The organism is Campylobacter sp. RM10537, from assembly GCF_022369435.1.
Classification (GTDB): domain Bacteria; phylum Campylobacterota; class Campylobacteria; order Campylobacterales; family Campylobacteraceae; genus Campylobacter_D; species Campylobacter_D molothri.
In genome coordinates, this window is sequence record NZ_CP059597.1 from 1203786 (window position 1) to 1226704 (window position 22919).

21 protein-coding genes and 4 tRNA genes are annotated in these 22919 nt (G+C 27.4%); 20 read left to right on the forward strand and 5 right to left on the reverse strand.

Annotation, left to right across the window (positions count from 1 at the left end; all coding sequences use genetic code 11):
• Window positions 1–28 precede the first annotated feature (28 nt).
• From cas9 to cas2, 3 genes are read left to right on the forward strand one after another with little or no spacing between them, the layout of a single operon-like run.
• Window positions 29–3058 carry a type II CRISPR RNA-guided endonuclease Cas9 gene (gene cas9 / locus CMOL_RS06125; protein WP_239820126.1) on the forward strand — a complete coding sequence of 1010 codons (3030 nt, stop codon included), beginning with the start codon at window positions 29–31 and terminating at the stop codon, window positions 3056–3058.
• Complete coding sequence (gene cas1, locus CMOL_RS06130; protein WP_200281212.1) at window positions 3048–3941, forward strand: type II CRISPR-associated endonuclease Cas1; 894 nt, start codon at window positions 3048–3050, stop codon at window positions 3939–3941. Before cas9 ends, cas1 begins: the two co-directional genes overlap by 11 nt.
• Window positions 3938–4363, forward strand: a complete 426-nt coding sequence (gene cas2 / locus CMOL_RS06135; RefSeq protein ID WP_200281209.1) for a CRISPR-associated endonuclease Cas2 — start codon at window positions 3938–3940, stop codon at window positions 4361–4363. Before cas1 ends, cas2 begins: the two co-directional genes overlap by 4 nt.
• 486 nt (window positions 4364–4849) lie before the next feature.
• On the opposite strand, the gene CMOL_RS06140 is transcribed toward cas2, so the two are convergent.
• Together CMOL_RS06140 and CMOL_RS06145 are read right to left on the reverse strand one after the other, a co-directional pair.
• Window positions 4850–5863 carry an aldose epimerase family protein gene (locus CMOL_RS06140; RefSeq protein ID WP_239820127.1) on the reverse strand — a complete coding sequence of 338 codons (1014 nt, stop codon included), beginning with the start codon at window positions 5861–5863 and terminating at the stop codon, window positions 4850–4852.
• Between the two features lie 134 nt (window positions 5864–5997).
• The gene (locus CMOL_RS06145) at window positions 5998–7104 is read right to left on the reverse strand and encodes an Mrp/NBP35 family ATP-binding protein (RefSeq protein WP_239820128.1); all 1107 of its coding nucleotides are present in this window, start codon (window positions 7102–7104) and stop codon (window positions 5998–6000) included.
• Between the two features lie 131 nt (window positions 7105–7235).
• On the opposite strand from CMOL_RS06145, the gene CMOL_RS06150 reads away from it, so the two are divergent.
• The 6 genes from CMOL_RS06150 to prfA all read left to right on the forward strand — a co-directional run bounded on the left by CMOL_RS06150 (window position 7236) and on the right by prfA (window position 12302).
• Window positions 7236–8351, forward strand: coding sequence for a bifunctional 2-C-methyl-D-erythritol 4-phosphate cytidylyltransferase/2-C-methyl-D-erythritol 2,4-cyclodiphosphate synthase (locus CMOL_RS06150; RefSeq protein WP_200281200.1), 1116 nt, complete (start codon window positions 7236–7238; stop codon window positions 8349–8351).
• A complete protein-coding gene (locus CMOL_RS06155; protein WP_239820129.1) occupies window positions 8348–9232 on the forward strand; it encodes a DNA-binding transcriptional response regulator in 885 nt (294 codons plus the stop codon). Before CMOL_RS06150 ends, CMOL_RS06155 begins: the two co-directional genes overlap by 4 nt.
• Window positions 9213–10370: a sulfate adenylyltransferase gene (locus CMOL_RS06160; RefSeq protein ID WP_200281195.1), complete on the forward strand. Its 1158-nt coding sequence runs from the start codon at window positions 9213–9215 to the stop codon at window positions 10368–10370. Before CMOL_RS06155 ends, CMOL_RS06160 begins: the two co-directional genes overlap by 20 nt.
• A 9-nt stretch (window positions 10371–10379) precedes the next feature.
• Window positions 10380–10880, forward strand: a complete 501-nt coding sequence (locus CMOL_RS06165; RefSeq protein WP_239820130.1) for a phosphatidylglycerophosphatase A family protein — start codon at window positions 10380–10382, stop codon at window positions 10878–10880.
• Between the two features lie 78 nt (window positions 10881–10958).
• The gene (gene rpsT, locus CMOL_RS06170) at window positions 10959–11222 is read left to right on the forward strand and encodes a 30S ribosomal protein S20 (RefSeq protein WP_137621647.1); all 264 of its coding nucleotides are present in this window, start codon (window positions 10959–10961) and stop codon (window positions 11220–11222) included.
• Between the two features lie 12 nt (window positions 11223–11234).
• Window positions 11235–12302, forward strand: a complete 1068-nt coding sequence (gene prfA, locus CMOL_RS06175) for a peptide chain release factor 1 (protein WP_239820131.1) — start codon at window positions 11235–11237, stop codon at window positions 12300–12302.
• Window positions 12303–12315: 13 nt separating this feature from the next.
• Here prfA and CMOL_RS06180 read toward each other — a convergent pair whose 3' ends face one another.
• Window positions 12316–13071, reverse strand: a complete 756-nt coding sequence (locus tag CMOL_RS06180; protein WP_239820132.1) for a HugZ family heme oxygenase — start codon at window positions 13069–13071, stop codon at window positions 12316–12318.
• A 184-nt stretch (window positions 13072–13255) separates the two neighbouring features.
• Here CMOL_RS06180 and CMOL_RS06185 point away from each other — a divergent pair, with 184 nt between their 5' ends.
• From CMOL_RS06185 to CMOL_RS06200, 4 genes are read left to right on the forward strand one after another with little or no spacing between them, the layout of a single operon-like run.
• The gene (locus CMOL_RS06185; RefSeq protein ID WP_239820133.1) at window positions 13256–15376 is read left to right on the forward strand and encodes a TonB-dependent receptor; all 2121 of its coding nucleotides are present in this window, start codon (window positions 13256–13258) and stop codon (window positions 15374–15376) included.
• Window positions 15366–16340, forward strand: a complete 975-nt coding sequence (locus CMOL_RS06190; protein WP_275583328.1) for a FecCD family ABC transporter permease — start codon at window positions 15366–15368, stop codon at window positions 16338–16340. Before CMOL_RS06185 ends, CMOL_RS06190 begins: the two co-directional genes overlap by 11 nt.
• Complete coding sequence (locus CMOL_RS06195; protein ID WP_239820134.1) at window positions 16340–17116, forward strand: ABC transporter ATP-binding protein; 777 nt, start codon at window positions 16340–16342, stop codon at window positions 17114–17116. The genes CMOL_RS06190 and CMOL_RS06195 overlap by 1 nt, the downstream gene beginning before the upstream one ends.
• Entirely contained in the window at window positions 17113–17934 is an 822-nt protein-coding gene (locus tag CMOL_RS06200) for an ABC transporter substrate-binding protein (RefSeq protein ID WP_239820135.1), read from the forward strand. Before CMOL_RS06195 ends, CMOL_RS06200 begins: the two co-directional genes overlap by 4 nt.
• Here the strand turns inward: CMOL_RS06200 and CMOL_RS06205 are convergent.
• Complete coding sequence (locus CMOL_RS06205; RefSeq protein ID WP_239820136.1) at window positions 17912–18769, reverse strand: SPASM domain-containing protein; 858 nt, start codon at window positions 18767–18769, stop codon at window positions 17912–17914. The two genes, CMOL_RS06200 and CMOL_RS06205, sit on opposite strands and share 23 nt — an antisense overlap.
• A 323-nt stretch (window positions 18770–19092) precedes the next feature.
• Window positions 19093–20112, reverse strand: coding sequence for an A/G-specific adenine glycosylase (gene mutY / locus CMOL_RS06210; RefSeq protein WP_239820137.1), 1020 nt, complete (start codon window positions 20110–20112; stop codon window positions 19093–19095).
• A gap of 75 nt (window positions 20113–20187) precedes the next feature.
• Between mutY and CMOL_RS06215 the strand changes: the two genes are divergently transcribed.
• The 7 genes from CMOL_RS06215 to CMOL_RS06245 all read left to right on the forward strand — a co-directional run bounded on the left by CMOL_RS06215 (window position 20188) and on the right by CMOL_RS06245 (window position 22915).
• The gene (locus CMOL_RS06215) at window positions 20188–20940 is read left to right on the forward strand and encodes a hypothetical protein (protein WP_200281150.1); all 753 of its coding nucleotides are present in this window, start codon (window positions 20188–20190) and stop codon (window positions 20938–20940) included.
• A 52-nt stretch (window positions 20941–20992) separates the two neighbouring features.
• Window positions 20993–21067: transfer RNA gene (locus CMOL_RS06220), tRNA-Gly, on the forward strand.
• Between the two features lie 8 nt (window positions 21068–21075).
• Window positions 21076–21164: transfer RNA gene (locus CMOL_RS06225), tRNA-Leu, on the forward strand.
• An 18-nt stretch (window positions 21165–21182) separates the two neighbouring features.
• Window positions 21183–21256, forward strand: a tRNA-Cys gene (locus CMOL_RS06230).
• A 19-nt stretch (window positions 21257–21275) separates the two neighbouring features.
• A tRNA-Ser gene (locus tag CMOL_RS06235) sits at window positions 21276–21363 on the forward strand.
• A gap of 78 nt (window positions 21364–21441) precedes the next feature.
• Window positions 21442–22425: a bifunctional diaminohydroxyphosphoribosylaminopyrimidine deaminase/5-amino-6-(5-phosphoribosylamino)uracil reductase RibD gene (gene ribD, locus CMOL_RS06240; RefSeq protein WP_200281263.1), complete on the forward strand. Its 984-nt coding sequence runs from the start codon at window positions 21442–21444 to the stop codon at window positions 22423–22425.
• Window positions 22403–22915 carry a hypothetical protein gene (locus CMOL_RS06245; protein WP_239820138.1) on the forward strand — a complete coding sequence of 171 codons (513 nt, stop codon included), beginning with the start codon at window positions 22403–22405 and terminating at the stop codon, window positions 22913–22915. The genes ribD and CMOL_RS06245 overlap by 23 nt, the downstream gene beginning before the upstream one ends.
• Window positions 22916–22919 lie beyond the last annotated feature (4 nt).

The following is a 22919-nucleotide window of genomic DNA, read 5'->3' on the forward strand; positions in this document are numbered from 1 at the left end:
TTAAGCTTATACTGAAGATTGTTAATATATGATACAAACAAAAAATTTTGGAATTGTCATGAGAATTTTAGGTTTTGATATAGGAATTAGCTCCATAGGCTGGGCTTTTGTTGAAAATAAAGAATTAAAAGATTGTGGGGTTAGAATTTTTACAGCAGCGGAAAATCCAAAAACAAAAGATTCCTTAGCATTGCCAAGAAGAAATGCTAGAAGTAATAGAAGACGTCTTGCTAGGAAAAAATCAAGACTCATTGCATTAAAACATATTATTTCAAAAGAATTCAATCTAAATTATAAAGATTATGTAGCCGAAGATGGAAATTTACCTCAAGCTTATCAAGGAAAACTCGAAAGTCCTTATAAATTAAGATATCAAGCTCTAAATGAAAAGCTTGATAAAAAAGATCTAGCAAGAGTGATTTTACATATAGCAAAGCATCGTGGTTATATCAATAAAAATGCTAAAAATTCTAAAGATAGTGAAAAAGGCAAAATTCTAAGCGCCTTAAAAAATAATTCTTTAAAATTGCAAAATTATAGAAGTGTTGGGGAATATTTCTATCAAGAATATTTTCAAAAATTTAAAGAAAATACCAAAAATTTTATCAAAATACGTAATACAAAAGAAAATTACGAACATTGTGTTTTAGCAAGCGATTTAGAAAAAGAATTAAAACTTATTTTAGAAAAACAAAAAGAATTTGGCTTTAAATATAATGAAAAATTTATAGATGAAATTATAAAAATTACTTTCTTTCAACGTCCATTAAAGGATTTTTCTCATTTGGTTGGCTTATGCACTTTTTTTGAAAATGAAAAAAGAGCTTGTAAAAATTCTTATAGCGCTTGGGAATTTGTAGCCTTGACTAAAATCATCAATGAATTAAAAAGTCTAGAAAAAATTACAGGTGAAATCGTTTCTAGCGATAATATTGAAAAAATTCTTAATCACATTTTAGAAAAAGGCAATATCAGTTATAAAAAATTTAGAGAATATATCAAACTTGATGAAAAGATAAAATTTAAAAATCTAAAATACAATAAAGAAAATGCCGAAAATACCAAATTTATAGAATTTAAAAAATTGACTGAATTTAAAAAAGCGCTTAAAGAGCATTCCTTAAATCAAGAACAACTTGATGAAATAGCCTCTCACATAACCTTAACAAAAGATAATGACAAACTTAAAAATATTTTAGAAAAATACAATCTAAGCAAAGAACAAATTCAAGCTTTATCAGAAATTGAATTTAACGATCATATCAATCTTAGCTTTAAGGCTTTAAAAATGATTTTGCCGCTAATGAAAAAGGGGTTAAGATATGATGAGGCCTGTAAAGAACTTAGCTTAAAAACAAAATCTAATGATCAAAAATTTGACTCACTTCCACCATTTTGCGAAAGTATTTATGCACAAGAGCTTAGCAATCCTATTGCCAATCGTGCCATAAGCGAGTATAGAAAAGTTTTAAATGCTCTGCTTAAAAAATACGGAAAAATGCATAAAATCCATATAGAATTAGCTAGAGATATAGGAACTAGCAAAAAATTAAGAGAAGCTATAGAAAAAGAGCAAAAAGAAAATCAAGAAATCAATACTTGGGCAATTAAAGAATGTGAGAAATTTAGCCTAAAAGCCAATTCTAAAAATATTTTAAAATTAAAACTTTGGAGAGAGCAAAACGAATTTTGTATTTATAGTGGAAAAAAGATCACCATAGAGCATTTAAAAGATGAAAAAGCTTTAGAGGTTGATCATATATATCCTTATTCTAGAAGTTTTGATGATTCATTTAATAATAAAGTCTTAGTTTTTACCAAAGAAAATCAAGAAAAACGCAACAAAACACCTTTTGAAGCTTTTAAAGACAATCAAGAAAGATGGAATACAATCACAGCTTTAGCACAAAAACTCCCTTATAAAAAAAGTCAAAAGATCTTAGATGAAAATTTCAAAGACAAAAAGCAACAAGAATTTATTTCAAGAAATTTAAATGATACAAGATATATTACTACTTTGATAGCTAAATATACAAAAGAATATTTAAATTTTTTACCTTTAAGCAATGATGAAAATCTTAATCTATCAAGCGGAGAAAAAGGAAGTAAAATTCACGTTCAAACGATCAATGGAATGCTTACATCTGTTTTAAGATATATTTGGGGATTTTCCAAAAAAGATAGAAATAACCATATCCATCATGCCATAGATGCTATTATAATTGCTTATAGCACTCCTTCTATGATAAAAAGTTTTTCTGATTTTAAAAAAAATCAAGAACTTTTAAAGGCGCAACTCTATGCTAAAAAAATTACAGATGAGGATTATAAGCATCAAGCTAAATTTTTTGAACCTTTTGAAAACTTTAGAAAAAAAATTGAAACAAAAATAGATCAAATTTTTGTTTCAAGACCTCCAAGAAAAAGAGCAAGAGGAGCTTTACATGAAGAAACTTTTTTATCTCAAAAGCAAGTTATAAAAGAGTATGCTTCAGAAGAAGGAGTTAAGAGAGCCTTAGAATGTGGAAAAATCAGAAAAATTGGAACAAAATATGTCAGAAATGATACTATGGTAAGAATTGATATTTTCAAAAAAGAAAATAAATTCTATGCTATTCCTATTTATACCATGGATTATGCTTTAGGAGTATTGCCAGATAAAATAGCGGTTTCAGGAAAAGAAAATAATATTCCAAAAAAATGGAAAACAATAGATGAAAGTTATGAATTTTGTTTTTCTTTATATAAAGATGATTTGATATTGATTCAAAAAAGCAAAATGCAAGAGCCAGAATTTGCATATTTTAAAAGTTTTGGTATCAGTACTGTAAGTATTTGCATAGAAAAACATGACAATAAAATCGAAAATTTAACCCTAAATCAAAAATTATTATTTACCAATGCAAAAGAAGAAAACGTTCAAGCAAAGAGTTTAGGAATTCAAAATTTAAAAACTTTTGAAAAATATATCATAACACCATTAGGAGAAAAAATAAAAGCCAAAATAGAACCAAGACAAAATATTTCTTTAAAAACAAGTAAAAAATATGGCTTATGATGAAGCTTTTAAAAGCATTTTGATCACAACTCAAGCAAAGCTAAGCTTAGAATATAACCATCTTGTAATCAAACAAAAAGAAAAAGAGGCTAAATTTTTTCTAAAAGATATCAATTTTATCATTTTAGAATCCTTACAAGCTAGTCTTAGCTCGAGTTTGCTAAATGCCTTAGCCGAAAATAAAATTATACTCTTAACCTGTGATGAAATGCATAATATAAATGGAATTTTTTCTCCATTTTTAGGGCATTTTATAAGTGCAAAAGTAGCTAGAGAGCAAGTGGCTGTTAGCTCACAAAGAAAAGCTATTCTATGGCAAAAAATTATTAAAAATAAAATTTCAAACCAAGCTTATGTTTTAAAATTATTTAATCATATGCAAGAATACAAAGAACTTATAAATTTGTGCAAAAAAGTGAGTTTAAATGATGCTAAAAATGTAGAATCTACTGCAGCATCTTTATATTTTAAAACCTTATTTGGAAAAAATTTTTATAGAAATGAAATCTGCTTTGTTAATTCTGCTTTAAATTATGGCTATGCTATTATTAGATCAAATATTATTCGAGCTGTATGCATCAGTGGTTTATTGCCATGGCAAGGTATAAAACACAATAATATTTATAATAGCTTTAACCTTTGTGATGATTTAATAGAAGTTTTTCGCCCTTTAGTTGATATTTGTGTATTTAACTTAAAAGATACCAAGGAAAGTGAATTTTTAGATAAGGAAAGTAAGCAAAAACTCATTCAAATTTTACAAGAAGAACTTATCTTAGAAAATAAATCTTATCCCTTAAATAGAGCCATCAATTTTTATGTGCAAAATTTTAAAAATGCTTTATTAGAAAACCAAGAACTTTTTTGGGTAAATTTAAAATGATAGAAGATAAATTTATGAGAGTGTTGCTGATGTTTGATATACCCACTAAAAGCAAAAAAGATCAAAAGCACGCCTCTAAATTTAGAACTTCATTAATAAAACTTGGATTTTTCATGATGCAATTTAGTGTTTATGTAAAAATTTGCAAAGGATTAAGTTCAGCAAAAAGTACTATAAAATCTATAAAAAAATTTCTACCGCCCTATGGAAACATCAGAGTTTTAATTATAACAGAAAAGCAGTTTGATAATATGCAAATACTTTTAGGCGGAATTTCTTTGAATGAAAAAATGAATAATGATAAGAATTTAGTTCTTTTTGAGTATGATGAAAAAAGTCAAAATTTTAAATACAATACTGAAAAAATACAAAAACAAAAAAGAACAAAAACTATCAAGCAACAAAGCTTATTTGAATTTTAACGGTTTTAATGGGATTGTAACCCTGCGTGGATAACCGAAAACCACTTATTTTAGCCTCTTTTTAAATTTCTTAGGAAAAATCATAGCATATTTTTTTAAAAATTTCTATATAAAAACCTTATTTTCCTTGTATTTGATAAAAATGTATTTTATCATAAAGAAATTTAAAAAGAGGCTAAAACGAAGTTGATGCAGATTTCACAAGCCCAGATATTTTATCATAAAGAAATTTAAAAAGAGGCTAAAACATTAAAATGATTTCTAGTGTTATTGTGTGGATTTTATCATAAAGAAATTTAAAAAGAGGCTAAAACTATAAGATATTCTGCAAGCAATTTCATTTTATTTTATCATAAAGAAATTTAAAAAGAGGCTAAATAATACATAAGTATATCTATAATAACATAAAAGATTTAGAAATTTTCTAGATGTAAAACTAAAAAATTTCCTAAAAGTATTTATTTTCAAACCAATAAATTTCACTTTTTAATCATTTTTAAATGTAAATGATATATAGTAGCTTTGCTTACTATGACGCGGCAATATAATATCACCAAAATTTTCATGATGAATCGCATCAGGTAAAGTCTGTGCCTCTAATGCAATGCCTTCATTTTTATTTGCCAAAGTGCCTTTATCTCGGCTAAATGAAATATTTTGTCCTTCGATCTTTTCAGGCGTATAAACAACAAGTCCATTACGATCAGAATGCACGATAATTTGACGCTTGCTTTCTTTATCTTTTAAAATGGCAGCCAAATTTGTTTTAAGCACATAAGCTGTATCTAGTCCTTTAATTTCTTTAAGCACGGATTCTACATTTTTAAAATGACGAAAATCATAAGGTGTATTATCAACAGCGATAAATTTTCCAGTAGGGATTAAATACTCATCAGTTTCTAAAATATGATCGCTATTGATTTGTAATTCATGCGTTGTCAAATCGCGACGATTGCTCAAATTAAAATAAACATGGCAGGTTGGATTAAACAAGGTATCTTCTTCGCCAGCTATCGCACTATATGCAATGCTTACTTTATTTTGATTATCCAAGGTATAAACAATACTAGCTTGTATCTCTCCAAAAAAGCCATCCATACTTTCATCGATCTTTTTTTGAAAAGTCACACTCACACTATTTTCATCAACCGAAGTTGAATATTCCCAATTCCAAGTTGAAAAGCCGTGTGGCCCACCATGAAGAGTATTACCATGATCATTTTGTGGCAATTTATAATGTTTATAAGATGCGTTTTTGATCCTTCCAGCAACCCTGCCGATTGATTTGCAAATATTTTGAGGATTTGAGTAATAATCGTTAATGTTATCAAAACTCAATAATAAATTTTGATGCTCTTTATCCTTAGTGGGAACTAAAAACTGATGCCAAATTGCCCCCATACTAAGGCAAGAAATTTCTATATTATTGTCATTGATCAAACGAATTCTCGTTACTTTTTCATCATTATATTCACCAAATGCTTCTTGCAATATCTTCATTTTTGCACTCCAAAAAAATCTTAATATAAGTTTAACACTAATTCCATAAATACTTTAATAAGAAGTAATAAAAATTTAAAAGCGATTAAAAAAATAAGAAGTAAAAATAATATTTAGGGATAAACCCTAAATAATTAATGAGAGCAAGCACTTTTTCCATTCATAATAGGTTGTATTGCGGAATTATCCGCACCGCCTTCATTATTAATCTTTTCTATAAAATTCCAAATTTTTTCAGCAGCCATTAAATAGCGTTTTGAACTTACACTTTCAGGATGGTAAAAACTCACTGGTTTTCCATCATCTCCACCTTCTCTAACGATCATTTCAATAGGAATTTGTGCTAGAACTTCGCTTTTGTAAGCTTTCGCCATTTCTTCAGTGGTTCCTTTGCCGAAAATATCATATTCTTTACCATTATCAGGACATAAAAATCCGCTCATGTTTTCTACAATACCTGCTATTGGAATATGAAGTTTGTTAAACATATCAAGCGCTCTTTTACTATCATCTAAAGAAACAGTTTGTGGAGTACTTACACAAACACCTGCAGTGATTGGAATACTTTGTGCAGAAGTGATTTGCGCATCGCCAGTTCCTGGAGGCATATCTAAAAATAAAACATCAAGTTCAGGCCAAATCACATCAGCAAGCAATTGTTCCATAGCTTTCATAATCATCGCACCGCGCCACATAAGCCCTTGACCTTCTTCGATCAAAACTCCCATACTCATCATATAAATTCCATGAGTTAAAATAGGTTTTAGTCTTTGTCCAACTACTTCAGGTTGAGTTTTGGTTTCTCCAAGCATTCTTGGGATATTTGGTCCATAAATATCCGCATCTAAAATTCCTACTTTTTTACCCATTTTTGCCATAGAAATAGCTAAATTTACAGTTGTAGTTGATTTGCCCACACCACCTTTACCACTTGAAATCATGATGAAATTTTTTACCTGAGGAACGATATTTTTACCACTTCTTGAATTGCTTTTTTCTTCAGGAATTTTTGGTGTAATAATATTAATTTCTATATTTTTTAAATTTAAAGCTGATAGAACTTCATTAATATTTTTGCGAATTTCATTAGAAACTTCAGGATTTGATGAAGCAATTTCTATATTAATTAAAGCTTCATTATTTTCTACTTTTACGTCTTTAACAAAATTAAAGCTAACTATATCTTTTTCAAAGCCAGGATATTTAACACTTTTAAGTTTTTCTAAAATTTGCTCTTTCATAATTCTAATCTTTCCTTAAAAAATTAAAAAATTAATTTTACTAATAAAAATCTAAAATTTAGCTTTTTGTAAGTGTATAATATGGTAACATTATATATGTAAGATAAAATTATAAATTTTAAGGATAAAAAGTGCGAGAATTAAGTCTAATTATGCTAGCAGCTGGAAATTCTACACGTTTAAATATGGAAGTTAAAAAACAATTTTTACGCATAGGAGAAGATCCTTTGTGGCTTTACGCAACAAAAAATTTAAGCTCTTTTTATCCATTTAAAAAGATAGTTGTTACCTCTGGTAATGTTTCTTATATGAAAAAATTTACAAAAAATTATGAAATTATAGAAGGTGGTGAAACAAGAGCACAATCTTTAAAAAAAGCTTTAGAATTAATCGAAACAGAATTTGTTATGGTTAGTGATGTTGCACGAGTTTTTATCAGCAAAAATTTATTTGATCGTTTGCTTGAAAATATTGATAAAGCAGATTGCATTACCCCTGCTTTAAAAGTTTGCGATACTACTCTTTTTGATGAACAAGCCATACAAAGAGAAAAAATAAAATTGATTCAAACACCACAAATTTCACGTACAAATTTACTCAAAAAAGCTTTAGAGCAAAATTCTGATTTTACAGATGATAGCACTGCTATTGCGGCTTTAGGAGGTAAAATTTGGTTTATAGAAGGTGAAGAAAATGCTAGAAAATTAACCTTTAAAGAAGATTTGATTAAATTAAATCTCCCTAGACCTAGTCATGAAATCTTTTGTGGAAATGGTTTTGATGTGCATGAATTTGGTCAAACAAGACCTTTAATCTTAGGCGGTATTGAAATTCATCCTAGCATGGGCTTAAAAGCACATTCAGACGGCGATGTTTTAGCACATTCTTTAACTGATGCAATTTTAGGCGCGGCTGGTTTAGGCGATATAGGGGAACTTTATCCAGATACTGATATAAAATTTAAAAACGCCAATTCTATGGAACTTTTAAAAAAAGCTTATCAAAAAGTCAAAGAAATCGGCTTAGAACTTATTAATGCTGATATTTGCGTCATTGCACAAGCTCCAAAATTACATAAATTTAAAGAAGAAATTAGAGCCAATATAGCCTCAACTCTTAATATTAGCGAACATAAAATTAATGTAAAAGCTACCACTACAGAGCAATTAGGATTTATTGGTCGCAAAGAAGGTATAGCGGTTTTAAGCAATGCGAATTTAAAATATTTTGATTGGACAAAATTATGAAAGTTTTAATCATAGAAAATGAAATTTACTTAGCACAAAGTATCGGTATAAAGCTTAATAATATAGGTTATGATTGCACTATTATCAATTCTTTTGATGAGTACAATGAAGAAAAACGCTATGATATTATATTGCTTTCAGCTAACACTAGTAATTTTTTAAAAGCTGTAGAGCATTTTAAAAATAATATTATTATTTTGTTGATTTCTTATATAAGCACTGATGTGGTTTCAACACCTCTAAAAATGGGCGCAAGTGATTATATACAAAAACCTTTTATGATAGAAGAATTAATAAGAAAAATAAAACATCATCAAGATTTTAGAAAACTTTTAGCAGCAAATAAAACCTATGAGAGCTACATAAAATCTCGTATAAAGATGATAAAAATTCCAGAATATAACTATAAAAAAATAAAACTCCCACTTATCTTAAAATCCAATCTTCAAAATTCAGCCGATGCTTTTGTTTTTAAATATCTTTATGAACACAATATGACATTTGCTTATATTGACTTAGCAGCTACTAATGCTATCGAAAAAGTGATGAATTTTCATTTTGAAAATACTCTTTTATTTTTAAACAATCTTCAAATTTTAAAAACATCAGAAAAAGAAATTTTACTTAATTTTGTTAAAAATAAACCTGTGATTTTACATACTAATTCTCAAATAGAAAATACAAAATTCAATCAAATAGATCTAAATGATGATCAAAAAGGTATCATTAGCGATGAAATTTTAACTATTGATGAATATATAAGATACATTGTCTTAAACTATCAAAATGTGCTCTCTGATACAGATCTTTCTAAAAAAATAGGGATCTCTCGAAAATCCTTATGGCAAAAAAGGAAAAAATATGACCTCAAAAAAAAATAAAACAATCACAATTGACGAAAATGAATTAGGTATTTTATCTCTTATAGAAGAAGGTTTATTAGGAAATTGCGATCATTTAATGGATGAAAATGAAAGTAAAGAAATTTTAAAAACTGGAAAATTAAAAGAAGAAAATTTTCCTTACCCTTTCATCTTTGCCCCTAAAAATGCAGAAAAAATCTTAGCAAATATCAAAGAAAAAGATAAAATTGAACTCATTTGTAATGAAAAAATAGTAGGACATATAGAATTTAAAAATAAATTCAAAAATGATAAAAATTTTTCAAGTATTTTTAGCTCTAGAACTTGCTCTTTAGAAAATAATGGAAAAATTTGCATCAGTGGAAAAATAAAAATTTATGATTCTGCTATAAAAACTATCAAACAACAATTTCAACTTGTAAAAGAAAAACTCAATGCTCAAAAAATAACGGCCTTAGTTGCAAATCTTGATCCTTTACATAGAGCACATGAAAGAATGTTACGCTGGACTATAGATAAAGCAGATTTAGTTGTGATATTTTTAGTGGAATCTTTTGATGAAAATGGCTTTGAATTTGATTTAAAAGAAAAATATTTACAAAAACTCATACAAAACTATTTACCACCTGATAAAATTTTCATCTTTCCTTTAAAAAATATTGATCTTTTTCATTCTCATTTAAATCCTGCACTTGAAAGCATAGTAGCCAAAAATTTAGGCTGCACCAAACTTGTAGTAGGGCAAAATCATACAGGCCTTGGAATGTTTTATGATGAAAATCAACCCAAGTCGATTTTGGATGAATTTTCCAAAGATTATGATATAGAAGTGATTATTTTACCTGAATTTGTCTTTTGCAATATTTGCCATATGATCGTAAGCACTAGATCTTGTCCTCATGGATTTCATCATCATTTACATTATAATTCTCAATCTTTGAAAAATTTATTAAGATTAGGTATTATTCCACCTGCGCTTTTTATGCGAAAAGAAATTTCAAGTATGATTTTATCTTCAATTTTTCCAAAGCGTTTTAAAAATTTTCAAAAAATATATAACGATCTTTTTGCCACAGATGGCATTTTAGAGGATAAAGAAGATGAAGAATTTTATAAAAAACTTTTAGAAGCATATCAAATGTCTTATATTGTTTGAAAGGTAATAATGCAAAAAATTTTCTTAACTTTTTTTTATTCAGGTTGCACTCCAAAAGCATCTGGGACTTTTGGAACTATTGCTGCTTTAATCCCTGCTTTTTTTATTTTAAAATATTTAGGAAGTTCCACATTAATACTACTTAGCCTTTTGATTTTTTTGATCAGTATACGCATTATTGATGATTATGAAAAAACCACTGGAATTCATGATGATAAACACATTGTTATTGATGAAGTAGCAGGAGTTTTTTTAGCTTGTGCCATAGCAGCTAATACATCAAATTCTTTATTAAATTTTATCATGGCTTTTATATTTTTTCGTTTGTTTGATATCGCCAAACCTTCTATTATAGGAAAAATTGATAAAAAAGTTAAAGGCGGCTTAGGAGTGATGTTAGATGATATGATAGCAGGCTTATTTGCTGGGCTTTTAAGTGCTGTAATCTATGGGATTTTAATTAAATTTAATCTTTTATTTTGGGATAAAAAATTAATAGATTTATTTTGAAATTTTTCTTAAATTAATGAAATTTTAAATTTTATTCTTATATAATTAACCCTTAAAATTTCAAAAAAGGAATATTTAATGGCAAACCATAAATCTGCTGAGAAAAGAGCAAGACAGACTATTAAAAAAACAGAAAGAAATAGATTTTATAGAACAAGACTTAAAAACATTACAAAAGCTGTAAGAGAAGCAGCTGCTAAAAACGATAAAAATGCTGCAAATGAAGCTTTTAAAATAGCTAATAAAAGTATTCATGCTATGGTTAGTCGTGGTTTTCTTAAAAAACAAACTGCTTCACGCCGTGTAAGTCGCTTAGCTCTTTTAGTTAATAAAATTGCATAATTTTATTTTTTAATGTTAGCTGATAAACTAGACCCTTTTTTAAAACGCTATGAAGAGTTAAATTCTCTTCTTAGTAGCTCTGATATCGTTAATGATATCGAAAAGATGACTTCTCTCTCTAAAGAACAAAAAAATTTAGAACCTATTGTTTTAAAGGCTAAAGAATATTTAAAAACTTTAGAAAGCATAGAGGAGAATAAAGCCTTACTTAACGATTGTGAACTTGGGGAACTTGCCAAAGAAGAATTAAAAATTCTAGAAGATTCTAAACCAAAACTTGAAGAAGAGCTTAAAATTTTACTCTTACCTAAAGATCCTAACGATGAAAGAAATATTTTTTTAGAAATTCGTGCCGGTACTGGCGGGGATGAAGCCTCTTTATTTGTAGGAGATCTTGTAAAAGCATATTCAAGATACGCAGAAAATCGCAATTATAAATTAGAAATAGTCAGTTCAAGCGAAGGAAGCGTTGGAGGATTTAAAGAAATTATAATGCTGGTTAAAGGCATAGGGGCTTATTCTAGGCTCAAATATGAAGGAGGAACTCATAGAGTTCAAAGAGTCCCTCAAACAGAATCTCAAGGAAGAGTGCATACTTCTGCCATCACTGTAGCTGTTATGCCAGAAGTTGATGATATTGAAATACAAATTAATCCTAATGATCTTAAAATCGATGTGATGCGTTCTTCAGGTCATGGTGGACAAAGCGTTAATACTACTGATTCAGCTGTTCGCATCACACATATTCCTACTGGTATTGTTGTTGTTAATCAAGATGGAAAAAGTCAGCATAAAAATAAAGAAAGTGCTATGAAAGTTTTAAAAGCTAGACTTTTTGAAATGCAAGAAAGTGAACGTTTAGCACAAGAAAGTGAAGCGAGAAAATCTCAAGTAGGAAGTGGAGATAGAAGTGAACGTATACGTACTTATAATTTTCCTCAAAATCGCATTAGCGATCATCGTATAAATTTAACTTTATATCGTTTAGACTCCATCATGCAAGATGGACTTTTTGATGAAATTATTGAACCTTTAATAGCCCATTATCAAGCTGAGTCTTTGCAAGAGCAAAATTTATAATTTTGCTCTTTTTTTAATGTTTATGTGGAAATTTATGTGGATTTCCACTAGCTCCTGCAAAGCTTATCACGCCTTGATTAATATCATAAGCTTGCCCAAAACCTTTAACAAATCTTCCTTTTTTAAATTCAAGTTTAACTAAATGAAAATCAAGCATTTTTCTTATAGTTTTTATGCCGCCCTCAGCACCTGTTTGTCTCTCAAATTCATCATAAATTTTATCAAATTGCTCCCCTCTTTCTATAAAACTTGCATCAACTCTATAGCGTAATCTTTTGCGAAGTATCACAGAGGCAGCTTTGCTTTCATCCTCTAAAAACATTATTTCTATATTGTATGGATTCTTTTTGATATTATCAAAATGTTCACTAACTTCACTAATATAAATATAATTACCCTCATTTGTTGCCACAAAAGGAGCATAAGAACAAACGACTTCATTGTTTTCACTTAAAGTGGCTAAACATACAGAATTAAAACTTGATTTAAATTCTTCAATTTCTTTAGCTACTCCATTAAAATTCTCCTCAGCTTTTGCACTCATACAAAGAGAGATAATTGTATCTTTTAAAGTCTCTTCATTTGCTTTTTTTGGAAATTCAATACGTAAAATTTCATGTTCATTATAAATTATATCCAAACCCTCAAAATCAACATGATTTAATTTTACATTTCTAATATCTTTTACACCTCCAAATTTTTTGCAAAGATCAATTAAATTTGATTGATGATGCTCATTCATATGAGAAATAATGCTTTCTAAATTCATTTTCATTCCTTTTATTGAAAAATTTTAATTTTAAAATGATATCAATTATCAAATTAAATAAATCTTAAAGACTAATCCAATATTTTTAAAATCAAAAATTTTATTTATTTTTAAGATAATAAACGATAAATTTCTTACTTCATATTATGATATATATTATCATTATAATCTTAAGGAGTCAATCTTGTATAAAAAAATAACGTTGATAAAATTCTTTACTTTATTTAATTTTTTACTCATTGATATTAATGCGCAAGAAAATAACGAAGAAACTAAAGTTAAGCTTAATGAAGTCGTTGTTTCTGCAAATAATCAGGAATTTGATAATAGTTTAAGAAATGTCATCGTTATTAATGGATCTGATTTGCAAAAAAAAGGCTTTAACTCTATAGAACAAGCTCTAGAAAGAACCGCTGAAATTAACTTTGTTAATTTTGGATTAGGAAGAAATATCGATATGCGAGGTCAAGGAGACAAATCTAATGTTGCTGTTAAAGTTATGATTGATGGAAAATCTATTAATATGCTTGATAATTCTCACGGAATAACTCCATTAAATAGTATCAATCTTGATAATATCGAACGTATAGAAATTATCCCTGGTGGTGGTTCCGTGCTTTATGGAAATGGCACTCGCGGAGGTGTAATTAATATCATTACAAAAAAACAAAAAGAAAATTTATTTTCTATGGCGATAAAAGGGAATGGATATAATCAACACAAATTAGGAGGCAATTTAGAAGTTAATGGAGCTAAAAAAATCAACGAAAATCTAGCTTTTAGTTTTAATATAGAAGGTTTTAATCAAGATGGCTATCAAGATGGCTATAACGAAAAAGGCTATTTTATAAACACTAAAACTTATATCAATCCTAATGAACAAAGTGATTTAATTTTAGGATATAATTATTTTAAAAGCAAAAATACAGGAAGTGGATATTTAACAAAAACACAAATTCAAGACAATCCTAAACAAAAAGGCAATGGAGAAAATATCACCTCTATTAATAGACCTGAAATCACTCTAGATTATCATTATTATCTTGATGATGCTTTAGAAATTGATCTAGGAACTTTCTGGCAAAATCAAAAAATCAATTATCTCAAAGATATTTCCACGATGACTGTTATGGGTATAACCTTGCCTGTATATCAAAATGGAAGTAGTTTTGAAGATACTCTCACAGGAATAAATCTCAAAAGCAGATATAACTATAAAGACAATTCTTATTTTATCTTTGGTTATGAATTTGCTAATCATGATGCCAAAAGAAAAAGCATTATCCATTATGATGTAAATATGCCTAATTTTTCAATCAATCACACCATGACAACCCTTATGGATATGAAAAAACAAAGCCATTCTTTATTTACCCTTGACTCACATGAATTTAATGATATATTTAGCATTTCTAGCGGATTAAGATATGAACGTAGTTTTTATAAAACTAATAGAAACTATACAAGCAAAATGCTTATTTCTAATCGACCTAAAAATAATACCGAAACCTTCAATACCGATAACCAAGGTAATAATTTCGCCTTTGAAATCACTCCAAATTTTAAATATTCAAATACAGGAAGCTTATATCTTAAATATGAAAGAGGTTTTATATCTCCATCACCAGCACAATTTGTTAATAAAGATCAAAAAACGCAAAAATATTATTCTTCAAATTTAGATTCTGAAATTTTTAATACTTTTGAACTAGGAATAAATGATCTTTGGTGGGATTTTTATGGATTTAATTTAACTTTATTTTATACCTTGAGCAAAGATGAAATTTCTTATCTTGGAAATCCACATTCTGAAGCGGGTGCTTTTTGGAAATATTACAATATCGACCAAACACATCGCATTGGCACAGAATTAAATTTAGATCAAAGTTTTTTAGATGATGAACTTATTTTAAGACAAAGTATAGCTTATATAGATGCTAAAATTTCAAAAGGAATCAATAAAGGAAAAAGAATTCCTTATGTTTCAAAAATTAAAGCTAGTGTGGGTATTGAATATGCTATCAATTCAAATTTTAGCACTTTTTTAGATCTGACTTATTATTCTCGTGCTAAAGATGGTGGAATGATAGATGAAAAAACTGGAAAAATGAGCAAGAATACTTGGATAAAAGATTATACTCTAACCGATATAGGCTTAAGTTATTATTATAAAAAATTACAAATTTCTAGTGGAATTAGAAATCTTTTTAATAAACAATACTACACCTATCAAGATAGTCTTAATGATGAATATTTAGCTGGAAGCGGTAGAAATTATTATTTAGAGTTAAAATATGTTTTTTAAAAATTTCATTTGGAGTATTAGTATTTTTATTGCTTATTTAGGGGTTATTTTTATCTCTCTTTGTTTAGGAGATGAAAATTTAAGCCCTATGCAACTTATTTCTCATCTTATTTCAGAAAATGAAATTTTACGCCAAATTATAATCGATGGACGTTTACCAAGAATTATAATGGCTATTTTAATCGGAATGCTTTTAGCAAGTAGTGGAGCTATAACTCAAAATGTCTTTTCAAATCCCATAGCCGATCCTTATATTATTGGCATAGCTTCAGCAGCAACCTTTGGCGCAGTCTTGGCTTATTTATTAAAATTACCAGATTATTTTTATGGAATTTTAGGATTTTTTTGCTCTGCTTTTTTCACCTTAATAATCTTTAAAATTTCCTCAAAATCTTCCATAGCCACTTTACTTATCATAGGAATAGCAACATCGTCTTTTTTAGGAGCTTTTACTTCATTTTTTACCTATCTTATAGGAGAAGATTCTTTTAAAATAGTTGCTTGGTTAATGGGAAATATTGGATCAGCCTCTTGGCATGAGGTTGCCATTTTGATACCTCCACTATTTTTATCTTTATTATATTTTTATATACACAGAAATGAGCTTAATATTATCTTAAGTGGTGATGATGAAGCTAGAAATTTAGGAGTAGATGCAAGAAAACTTAAAATTAACCTGCTTATAATTTCTTCTTTATCAGTATCTTTTGCTATATCTTTTACAGGATTAATTGGCTTTGTAGGCCTTATTATTCCTCATGGAGTAAGAATTCTATTTAAAAATTATAATAATATATTAATAATACCTTTTTGTACAGTTTTTGGGGGACTTTTTTTGCTTATTTGCGATACTCTAGCTAGAACAATTATAGCACCTATACAAATTCCTATAGGAATTTTAACCGCTTTTATTGGATCACCAATATTTTTATACTTAACTTTGAAAGCTAAAAGGTTATTATAATGCTTGAAATAAAAAATTTAAATTTTTCCTATAATGAAAAAATATTGCTAGAAAATATTAATATAAATATTGAAAACCAAACATTTGTAGGAATTTTAGGTCCTAATGGATCAGGCAAAAGCACTCTTTTAAAACTTATGCTTAAAAATTTAGCTCCAAAAACTGGTGAAATAATACTTTTTAATAAAAATATTAAAGATTTTCAACTTAAAGAATTTGCTAAAATTTGCGGATTTGTTCCACAAAATTCGGAACTTAAAACACCATTAAAAGTTTTAGATGTACTTTTAATGAGTAAATATATTCATTTAAAAAATTCTTTTAATACATACTCCAAAAAAGATATATTAGAAATTCAAGAATTAGCCCAAATGATAAAAATAGATGAATTATTGCAAAGAGATGTATTATCTTTAAGTGGTGGAGAATTTCAAAAAATATTATTAGCTAGAGCTTTACTGAAGCAACCAAAAATTCTATTCTTAGATGAACCTACATCAGCACTTGATTTAAATCATGCTATAGAGCTTTTAAATTTTTGTGAAACTTTAATCCAAAAACAAAAAATTACTATTATAGCAATACTGCACGATTTAAATCTTGCATCACTTTTTTGCAATAAACTACTTTTTTTAAAAAAAGGAAAAGTGCGATATTTTGGTACCACTAAAGAACTTTTAAAACAAGAAATTTTAAAAGAAATTTATAATTTAAATTGCAAAATCATTTATGAAAATTCAAAACCTTATATTTTAGCTTTAAAGGAAATAAAATGAAAAAAATACTAATCTTGTGTTTCACATTTATAATAATACTCCAAGCAAAAGAACGTATTATATCTCTTGATCCAGCAAGTGTTGAAACACTTTTTATGTTAAAAGCAGATGATCAAATCATAGGCATTGCCTCTTTGACACATTCAGATATTTATCCAAAAGAAAAAACTTCTAAAATCGCAAGTGTTGGAACATTTACAAATCCATCGGTTGAAAAAATTATTTCTCTTAATCCAACTTTGGTAATTTTAAGCTCCTATTCTCTCAACTTGAAACAAAAGCTTGATAATTTTGGTATCAAAACTATGGTTTTAAAGGCGCAACATCTTAATGATATAAAAGATAATATAAAAATTCTTGCAAAAATAACACAAAAAGAAAAAGAAGGGGATAAAATTTTAAAAAATTTCGAAAATAAATTAAAAAATTTAGAAAAAAATCCTTTAAATAAAAGTGCAATTTATCTTTATTCTAGTAATCCTTTGATGGCTTTTAGCGATAATTCTTTAATTGCTGATATTTTAAAACTTATTGGAATAAAAAATTTAAGTCCAAAAAGCAATATAGCACGTCCGATAATATCAGAAGAATACATACTGAAGCAAAATCCTGATTTGCTTATTTTTGGAATCAATGCAACTGAAAAAAATCTACTAAATAACAACTCTTTATTAAAAAATACTAAAGCAGTTAAAAAAAATCAAATCTATACCTATAAAAATACTTATTTGCTGTTACGCCTAAGTCCTAAAATTATAGATAGAATTGAAGAATTTAAAGCAGAATTAGAAAAAGCTAATTCTGCAACCTCGTCTTAAAAAATTCACAACTTTGACAAAGTTTTTCGATACGTTTGTTTTCCTCAAAAGCTTTTTTCATTTTTATTAAACGTTCAGAATTTAAAAGGTTTGCAAAACCGTCTTTAAAAACATTTCCTAAATTAATATCTCCTTTGGCATCTAAGCAACAAGGAACTAAAGTCCCATCACTTAAAATTCCAATTTGATCTTTTAAAGCATGACATTTTCCATGAAGATATAGGGATTTATCACTAAGATTTGGCCATTTAAAAAGTTTATTTTGATGAAGGATAATATGCCTTGCTAAATAATTTTTTGTCAAAGTAGGATCAATATCTTTTTGAAATTCTTTAGACAAAAATTCATAAATAATAAAATTTTCCCTAGGTGCTTTAAAATCAACGTCCAAATTCCAAAGTCTAAAATTAATAAAACTTGTTTTTTTATATTTTATATGTTCTTTGCAAAAATTTATAATAGGTTTAAAATATTGCTTTAGAGGAAGTTTACTTTGACTTAAAAAAGCCATCAAGGAAATATTAATTTGATGAATATTTTCATAATTTAGTAATAAATCACAATTTTTATCATCAAAATAAAAACCACTTGTAGTGATTTCAAGTTTCATATTATAATCTTTAGCAATTTCTAAATAACTTTTTAAATCTGATAAAAGTAAAGGGTCTCCTAAAAGATGCAAGGTAAAAAGCTTGGATTGATTGTAAATTTGCTTTGACAAAGTGATAAAATTTTCCTTAGACATTATTTTTCGAATTGCTTTTTTTGAAGGACAAAAATCACATTTTAAACCACAAATATCACTTAATTCTATATAAATTTTTTTAAATTTCATTTTTATTCCAAAAATAATTATTTTATTAATTTTCAAGTAAAATAGTAGCATTAATTTTCATTTTTTTATAAATATTAAATATTTAAGTTAGAAAATTTAACAAAAATTCATTCTTAAAAATTTAATAAGTATAGTTTGACTTTGTATAGCCTATAAACTTTTAATCTTATCTTTGATTGAAAAAGTTTTGACGATTTTAAATTCTTTTACAATAACAAAAATCTTAATAGCAACACAACTTATAAATTTAGCATAGATCATTTTTTACATTGAATTTACTTTTTTCAAATAACAATAATAAAAACTTTATTACAATATAAAAATCAAAACTTGATTAAATTTAAAGCTTTTAAAGAAAGTATTGATAGCGGAATATGTTTTAATTCTTTAAAATTTTTAAATTCATAATCTTTAGTTTTGATTTTTAAAATTTGATGATAGACTTGAATATTGATTTTATATTTAGTATAGCTATGTTTAAACTCCCCTAAAAATATCATATTTTTTTGCTTTTTAAATTCATCTTCTTTAAATAAAGGAAAATTATACATACCTTTATAAAGTTTTTCCTGACTTTTTTTAATTGCAATTTGTTCTTTATACTCCATAAAAATAAGAAATAAATTTAACTTTTCATAAAGAATTTTTTTATTTTCTGGATAAGAATTTGGATTAAATTTAGCTTTACAAAAATCATAAAAAGGACAAACTCCACATTTTGGATTTTTTGGCAAACAAATTAAAGCACCTATGTCAAGTAAAGCTTGGTTATGATTAAAAGTATCATTTAAATTTAAGATTTCATATGCTTTTAACTCAAGTTCTTTCATGCTTGCATTTTTTAAGGCAAAAAGACGAGAAAGAACACGACGTATATTACCATCAACAAAAGCCACTTTTTGATCATAAGCAAAACAAGCAATTGCACCTGCTGTATAGGCTCCTATGCCACTTAAACTTTTTAATTTCTTAAGTTCTTTTGGTAAAATACCGCTAAATTTTTCCATACATTCTAAAGCTGCTTTTTTTAAATTTCTAGCACGATTATAATAACCAAGTCCCTGCCAAGCCTTTAAAAGATCATCTTCATTAGCATTAGCCAAACTTTGTAAAGTAGGAAATTTTTGTAAAAATGGAAAATAAAATTTTTCTAAAACAGATTTTACTTGAGTTTGTTGAAGCATAATTTCACTAATATAAACCCCATAAGCCCTATCAATCTGTCTTAATCTATCATCACAATGAATGCTTTGTAAATTTCTCCAAGGTAAATCTTTGCGCCCTTTTTCCTCATACCAAAGAAGTAATTTCTTTTGGAGTTTTTCAATGATTTGTTTTTGCATAAATCAAAGTATATCAAAAAATTTTAGATTTTTTTGATAAAATAATAAAAAATGATTCTTTAAAAAGGAGTAAATATGTTGGCTTTTTTCAAAGGCTTAGGTATAGGATTTTTATGTCTTTTGCTTTTTGTTGCCGGAGTAGTTTTTAATGTTGAATTTTTAGAAAAAAAATATCCAAATCAAGCTTTAAATTTTTCAAGAAATATTGAAATTGGCACCCACTTAAAACCTGATGAATTTTATACAAATATTAATTTTTGGGCTAATGAAAATCTTGACACTAAAATCACTCTAAGCGATGATGAAAAAAAACAAATTGCCGAAACTTTTAATCAAATCATACAACGCACTCAAAAAGATAATTTTTGTAGCGGAGGAAGTTTTTCTTTAGAGCCTAATTTTTCTTATAAAGATGGCATACAAACTATAAAAGGACAAAAATTAAATGCGAATTTAGAATGTATTATTAAAGAAAATGATCTTGAAAATTTTAACCATTTTGTAAATGATTTAAATACTATAGTTAAAAAAAGCTCTTTTATAGGAGTTTCCATACCCTCTTTAGAGCCTAGATTTTCAAAAAAACTTTTACAAGAAAATAAAGAAAAACTCTATAACCAACTTTTACAAAAAGCATATTCTTATGAAGAAATTTACTCTAAAGATTTAAATAAAACTTGTATATTAAAAACTCTAGATACAAATTTAAATGCAAATATATCACCAAGATTTTTTGCTACAAAATCCAATGATATGCAACTATCCTTACCTGTTGTTAAAAATACAGAACAAAGCTTAAGTGCTAAAGCATTATTTATATGTAAATAGCAAAATAAACTCATTTTAAGTTTATTTTGCTAGAATTTCATCTTTAAACTTTGCGGGAATAGCTCAGGGGTAGAGCACAACCTTGCCAAGGTTGGGGTCGCGAGTTCGAATCTCGTTTCCCGCTCCATATCACCCGCCCGGGTGGTGGAATTGGTAGACACAAGGGACTTAAAATCCCTCGGAATTTTTCTTCCGTGCCGGTTCAAGTCCGGCCTCGGGCACCACTTTCTAAAATTTATCAGGGCGACATAGCCAAGCGGTAAGGCATGGGCCTGCAAAGCCTTGATCTCCGGTTCGAATCCGGATGTCGCCTCCAAAAGGCACAAGATTATAATCGGGAGATGGCTGAGTGGTCGAAAGCGGCGGTCTTGAAAACCGTTGAGGGTAACACCTCCAGGGGTTCGAATCCCTTTCTCCCGGCCACTAACTTCTTAAATATACTATACAAAAAAATAATAATATTATATAATCATTACTAAAAAAGAAATTTTAATGGAAACAATGAAAGAATTTTATATGCAATTAGCCTTAAATGAGGCTTGGAAATATCAATTTTTAACCTATCCCAATCCAGCAGTAGGCTGTGTCATCTTAGACAAAAATGGAAAAATATTAGCTATAAAAGCACATGAAAAAGCGGGTTTAGCACATGCGGAATTAAATGCAATCGCTGATGCTTTAAAAAAAATAAGACCTGAAATTCTTTTACCTAAAGATGCCAATGCTTTGCATGATTTTATTTGCAAAAATCATCAAAATATATTTAAAGGAGCTATAGCTTTTGTTACTTTAGAGCCTTGTTCTCATCAAGGCAAAACTCCTCCTTGCGCAAAGCTTTTTAGCGAACTTGGTTTTAAAAAAATTTTTATCAGCGTTAAAGATGAAAATGATATTGCAAAAGGGGGAGCAGATTTTCTAAGAAATCAAGGTATAGAAATAGAATTTGGTATACTTGAAAAAGAAGGAAAAGATCTCTTAAAACCTTTTTTAAAATGGCAAAAGGGACAATTTAAACTTTTTAAATTAGCCCTTTCTATGAATGGATCAACTTTAGGAAAAATCGTAAGCAATAAATTAAGTAGAACTTATGCTCATAAAATCCGATCAATTATTGATCTTTTAGTCATAGGAGGCAATACCATAAGAATAGATAAGCCAACTTTAGATGCAAGACTTTGTCAAGGAAAAGCGCCTGATCTTTGTATTTTAAGTCATAAAAAATTAGAAAATTTTGATCATAATATTCCTTTATTTCAAATTCCAAATCGTAAAATTTATACCAAAATTCCAGAAAAAGCTAAATTTTTAATGTATGAAGGGGGAGAAAATTTTTTAAAAAGTTTAAAAAATGAAATAGATTTATTTTTAATTTTTCAAAGTTCCATTTTAAATAATCAAAAAAATGTTACAATATCTTTAAATTTAAAACCTCTTTATAAAAATTTTTTAGGAAATGATACTTATGGCATTTATGAATCTGAATAATTTCTTTCACATAAAATATGATTTTAATTTCCTTAAAATTGAAAAGAAAAGTAGTATTAAAAATATCATTTTAAAAGATTATATTTTAAAATCTTACAAAGATGAAATTAATCCAAATGGAGAAACTTTTATCTATCAAGGAATAAAAGAACAGATTTTTAAAGAAAATGATGAAATTCTTGTTTTAAGCATTGGTAGAAAAATCATATTTTTTAAAAATTTAACACAAAATTCAGATAATCTTGGAGAAATTCAAACAAAACAAAGCCTACTTTTGTCTTTTTTATTTTTTGGAAGTTTATTTTTTGCTAGCTTGTTTTTAATGGAATTTAGCATTCTTGACTTATTGTTTTTAATTCTATGTATTATAGTATTAATTGCAAGCTCTATTAGTACTAATTTACTTTTTAGACATATTAATTTATTAAAAAAATTTTCAAAAGAAGAAATAAAAGAATTTTTAAAAAAAAGAAAAAATGTTAAAGCATAATGCT

Excerpts from the sequence above, each read along its gene's own strand:
- cas9 (WP_239820126.1), top strand. The coding sequence starts at position 29 with ATGATACAAACAAAAAATTTTGGAATTGTCATGAGAATTTTAGGTTTT.
- cas1 (WP_200281212.1), top strand. The coding sequence starts at position 3,048 with ATGGCTTATGATGAAGCTTTTAAAAGCATTTTGATCACAACTCAAGCA.
- cas2 (WP_200281209.1), top strand. The coding sequence starts at position 3,938 with ATGATAGAAGATAAATTTATGAGAGTGTTGCTGATGTTTGATATACCC.
- CMOL_RS06140 (WP_239820127.1), bottom strand. The coding sequence starts at position 5,863 with ATGAAGATATTGCAAGAAGCATTTGGTGAATATAATGATGAAAAAGTA.
- CMOL_RS06145 (WP_239820128.1), bottom strand. The coding sequence starts at position 7,104 with ATGAAAGAGCAAATTTTAGAAAAACTTAAAAGTGTTAAATATCCTGGC.
- CMOL_RS06155 (WP_239820129.1), top strand. The coding sequence starts at position 8,348 with ATGAAAGTTTTAATCATAGAAAATGAAATTTACTTAGCACAAAGTATC.
- CMOL_RS06160 (WP_200281195.1), top strand. The coding sequence starts at position 9,213 with ATGACCTCAAAAAAAAATAAAACAATCACAATTGACGAAAATGAATTA.
- CMOL_RS06165 (WP_239820130.1), top strand. The coding sequence starts at position 10,380 with ATGCAAAAAATTTTCTTAACTTTTTTTTATTCAGGTTGCACTCCAAAA.
- rpsT (WP_137621647.1), top strand. The coding sequence starts at position 10,959 with ATGGCAAACCATAAATCTGCTGAGAAAAGAGCAAGACAGACTATTAAA.
- prfA (WP_239820131.1), top strand. The coding sequence starts at position 11,235 with ATGTTAGCTGATAAACTAGACCCTTTTTTAAAACGCTATGAAGAGTTA.
- CMOL_RS06180 (WP_239820132.1), bottom strand. The coding sequence starts at position 13,071 with ATGAATTTAGAAAGCATTATTTCTCATATGAATGAGCATCATCAATCA.
- CMOL_RS06190 (WP_275583328.1), top strand. The coding sequence starts at position 15,366 with ATGTTTTTTAAAAATTTCATTTGGAGTATTAGTATTTTTATTGCTTAT.
- CMOL_RS06195 (WP_239820134.1), top strand. The coding sequence starts at position 16,340 with ATGCTTGAAATAAAAAATTTAAATTTTTCCTATAATGAAAAAATATTG.
- CMOL_RS06200 (WP_239820135.1), top strand. The coding sequence starts at position 17,113 with ATGAAAAAAATACTAATCTTGTGTTTCACATTTATAATAATACTCCAA.
- CMOL_RS06205 (WP_239820136.1), bottom strand. The coding sequence starts at position 18,769 with ATGAAATTTAAAAAAATTTATATAGAATTAAGTGATATTTGTGGTTTA.
- mutY (WP_239820137.1), bottom strand. The coding sequence starts at position 20,112 with ATGCAAAAACAAATCATTGAAAAACTCCAAAAGAAATTACTTCTTTGG.
- CMOL_RS06215 (WP_200281150.1), top strand. The coding sequence starts at position 20,188 with ATGTTGGCTTTTTTCAAAGGCTTAGGTATAGGATTTTTATGTCTTTTG.
- ribD (WP_200281263.1), top strand. The coding sequence starts at position 21,442 with ATGAAAGAATTTTATATGCAATTAGCCTTAAATGAGGCTTGGAAATAT.
- CMOL_RS06245 (WP_239820138.1), top strand. The coding sequence starts at position 22,403 with ATGGCATTTATGAATCTGAATAATTTCTTTCACATAAAATATGATTTT.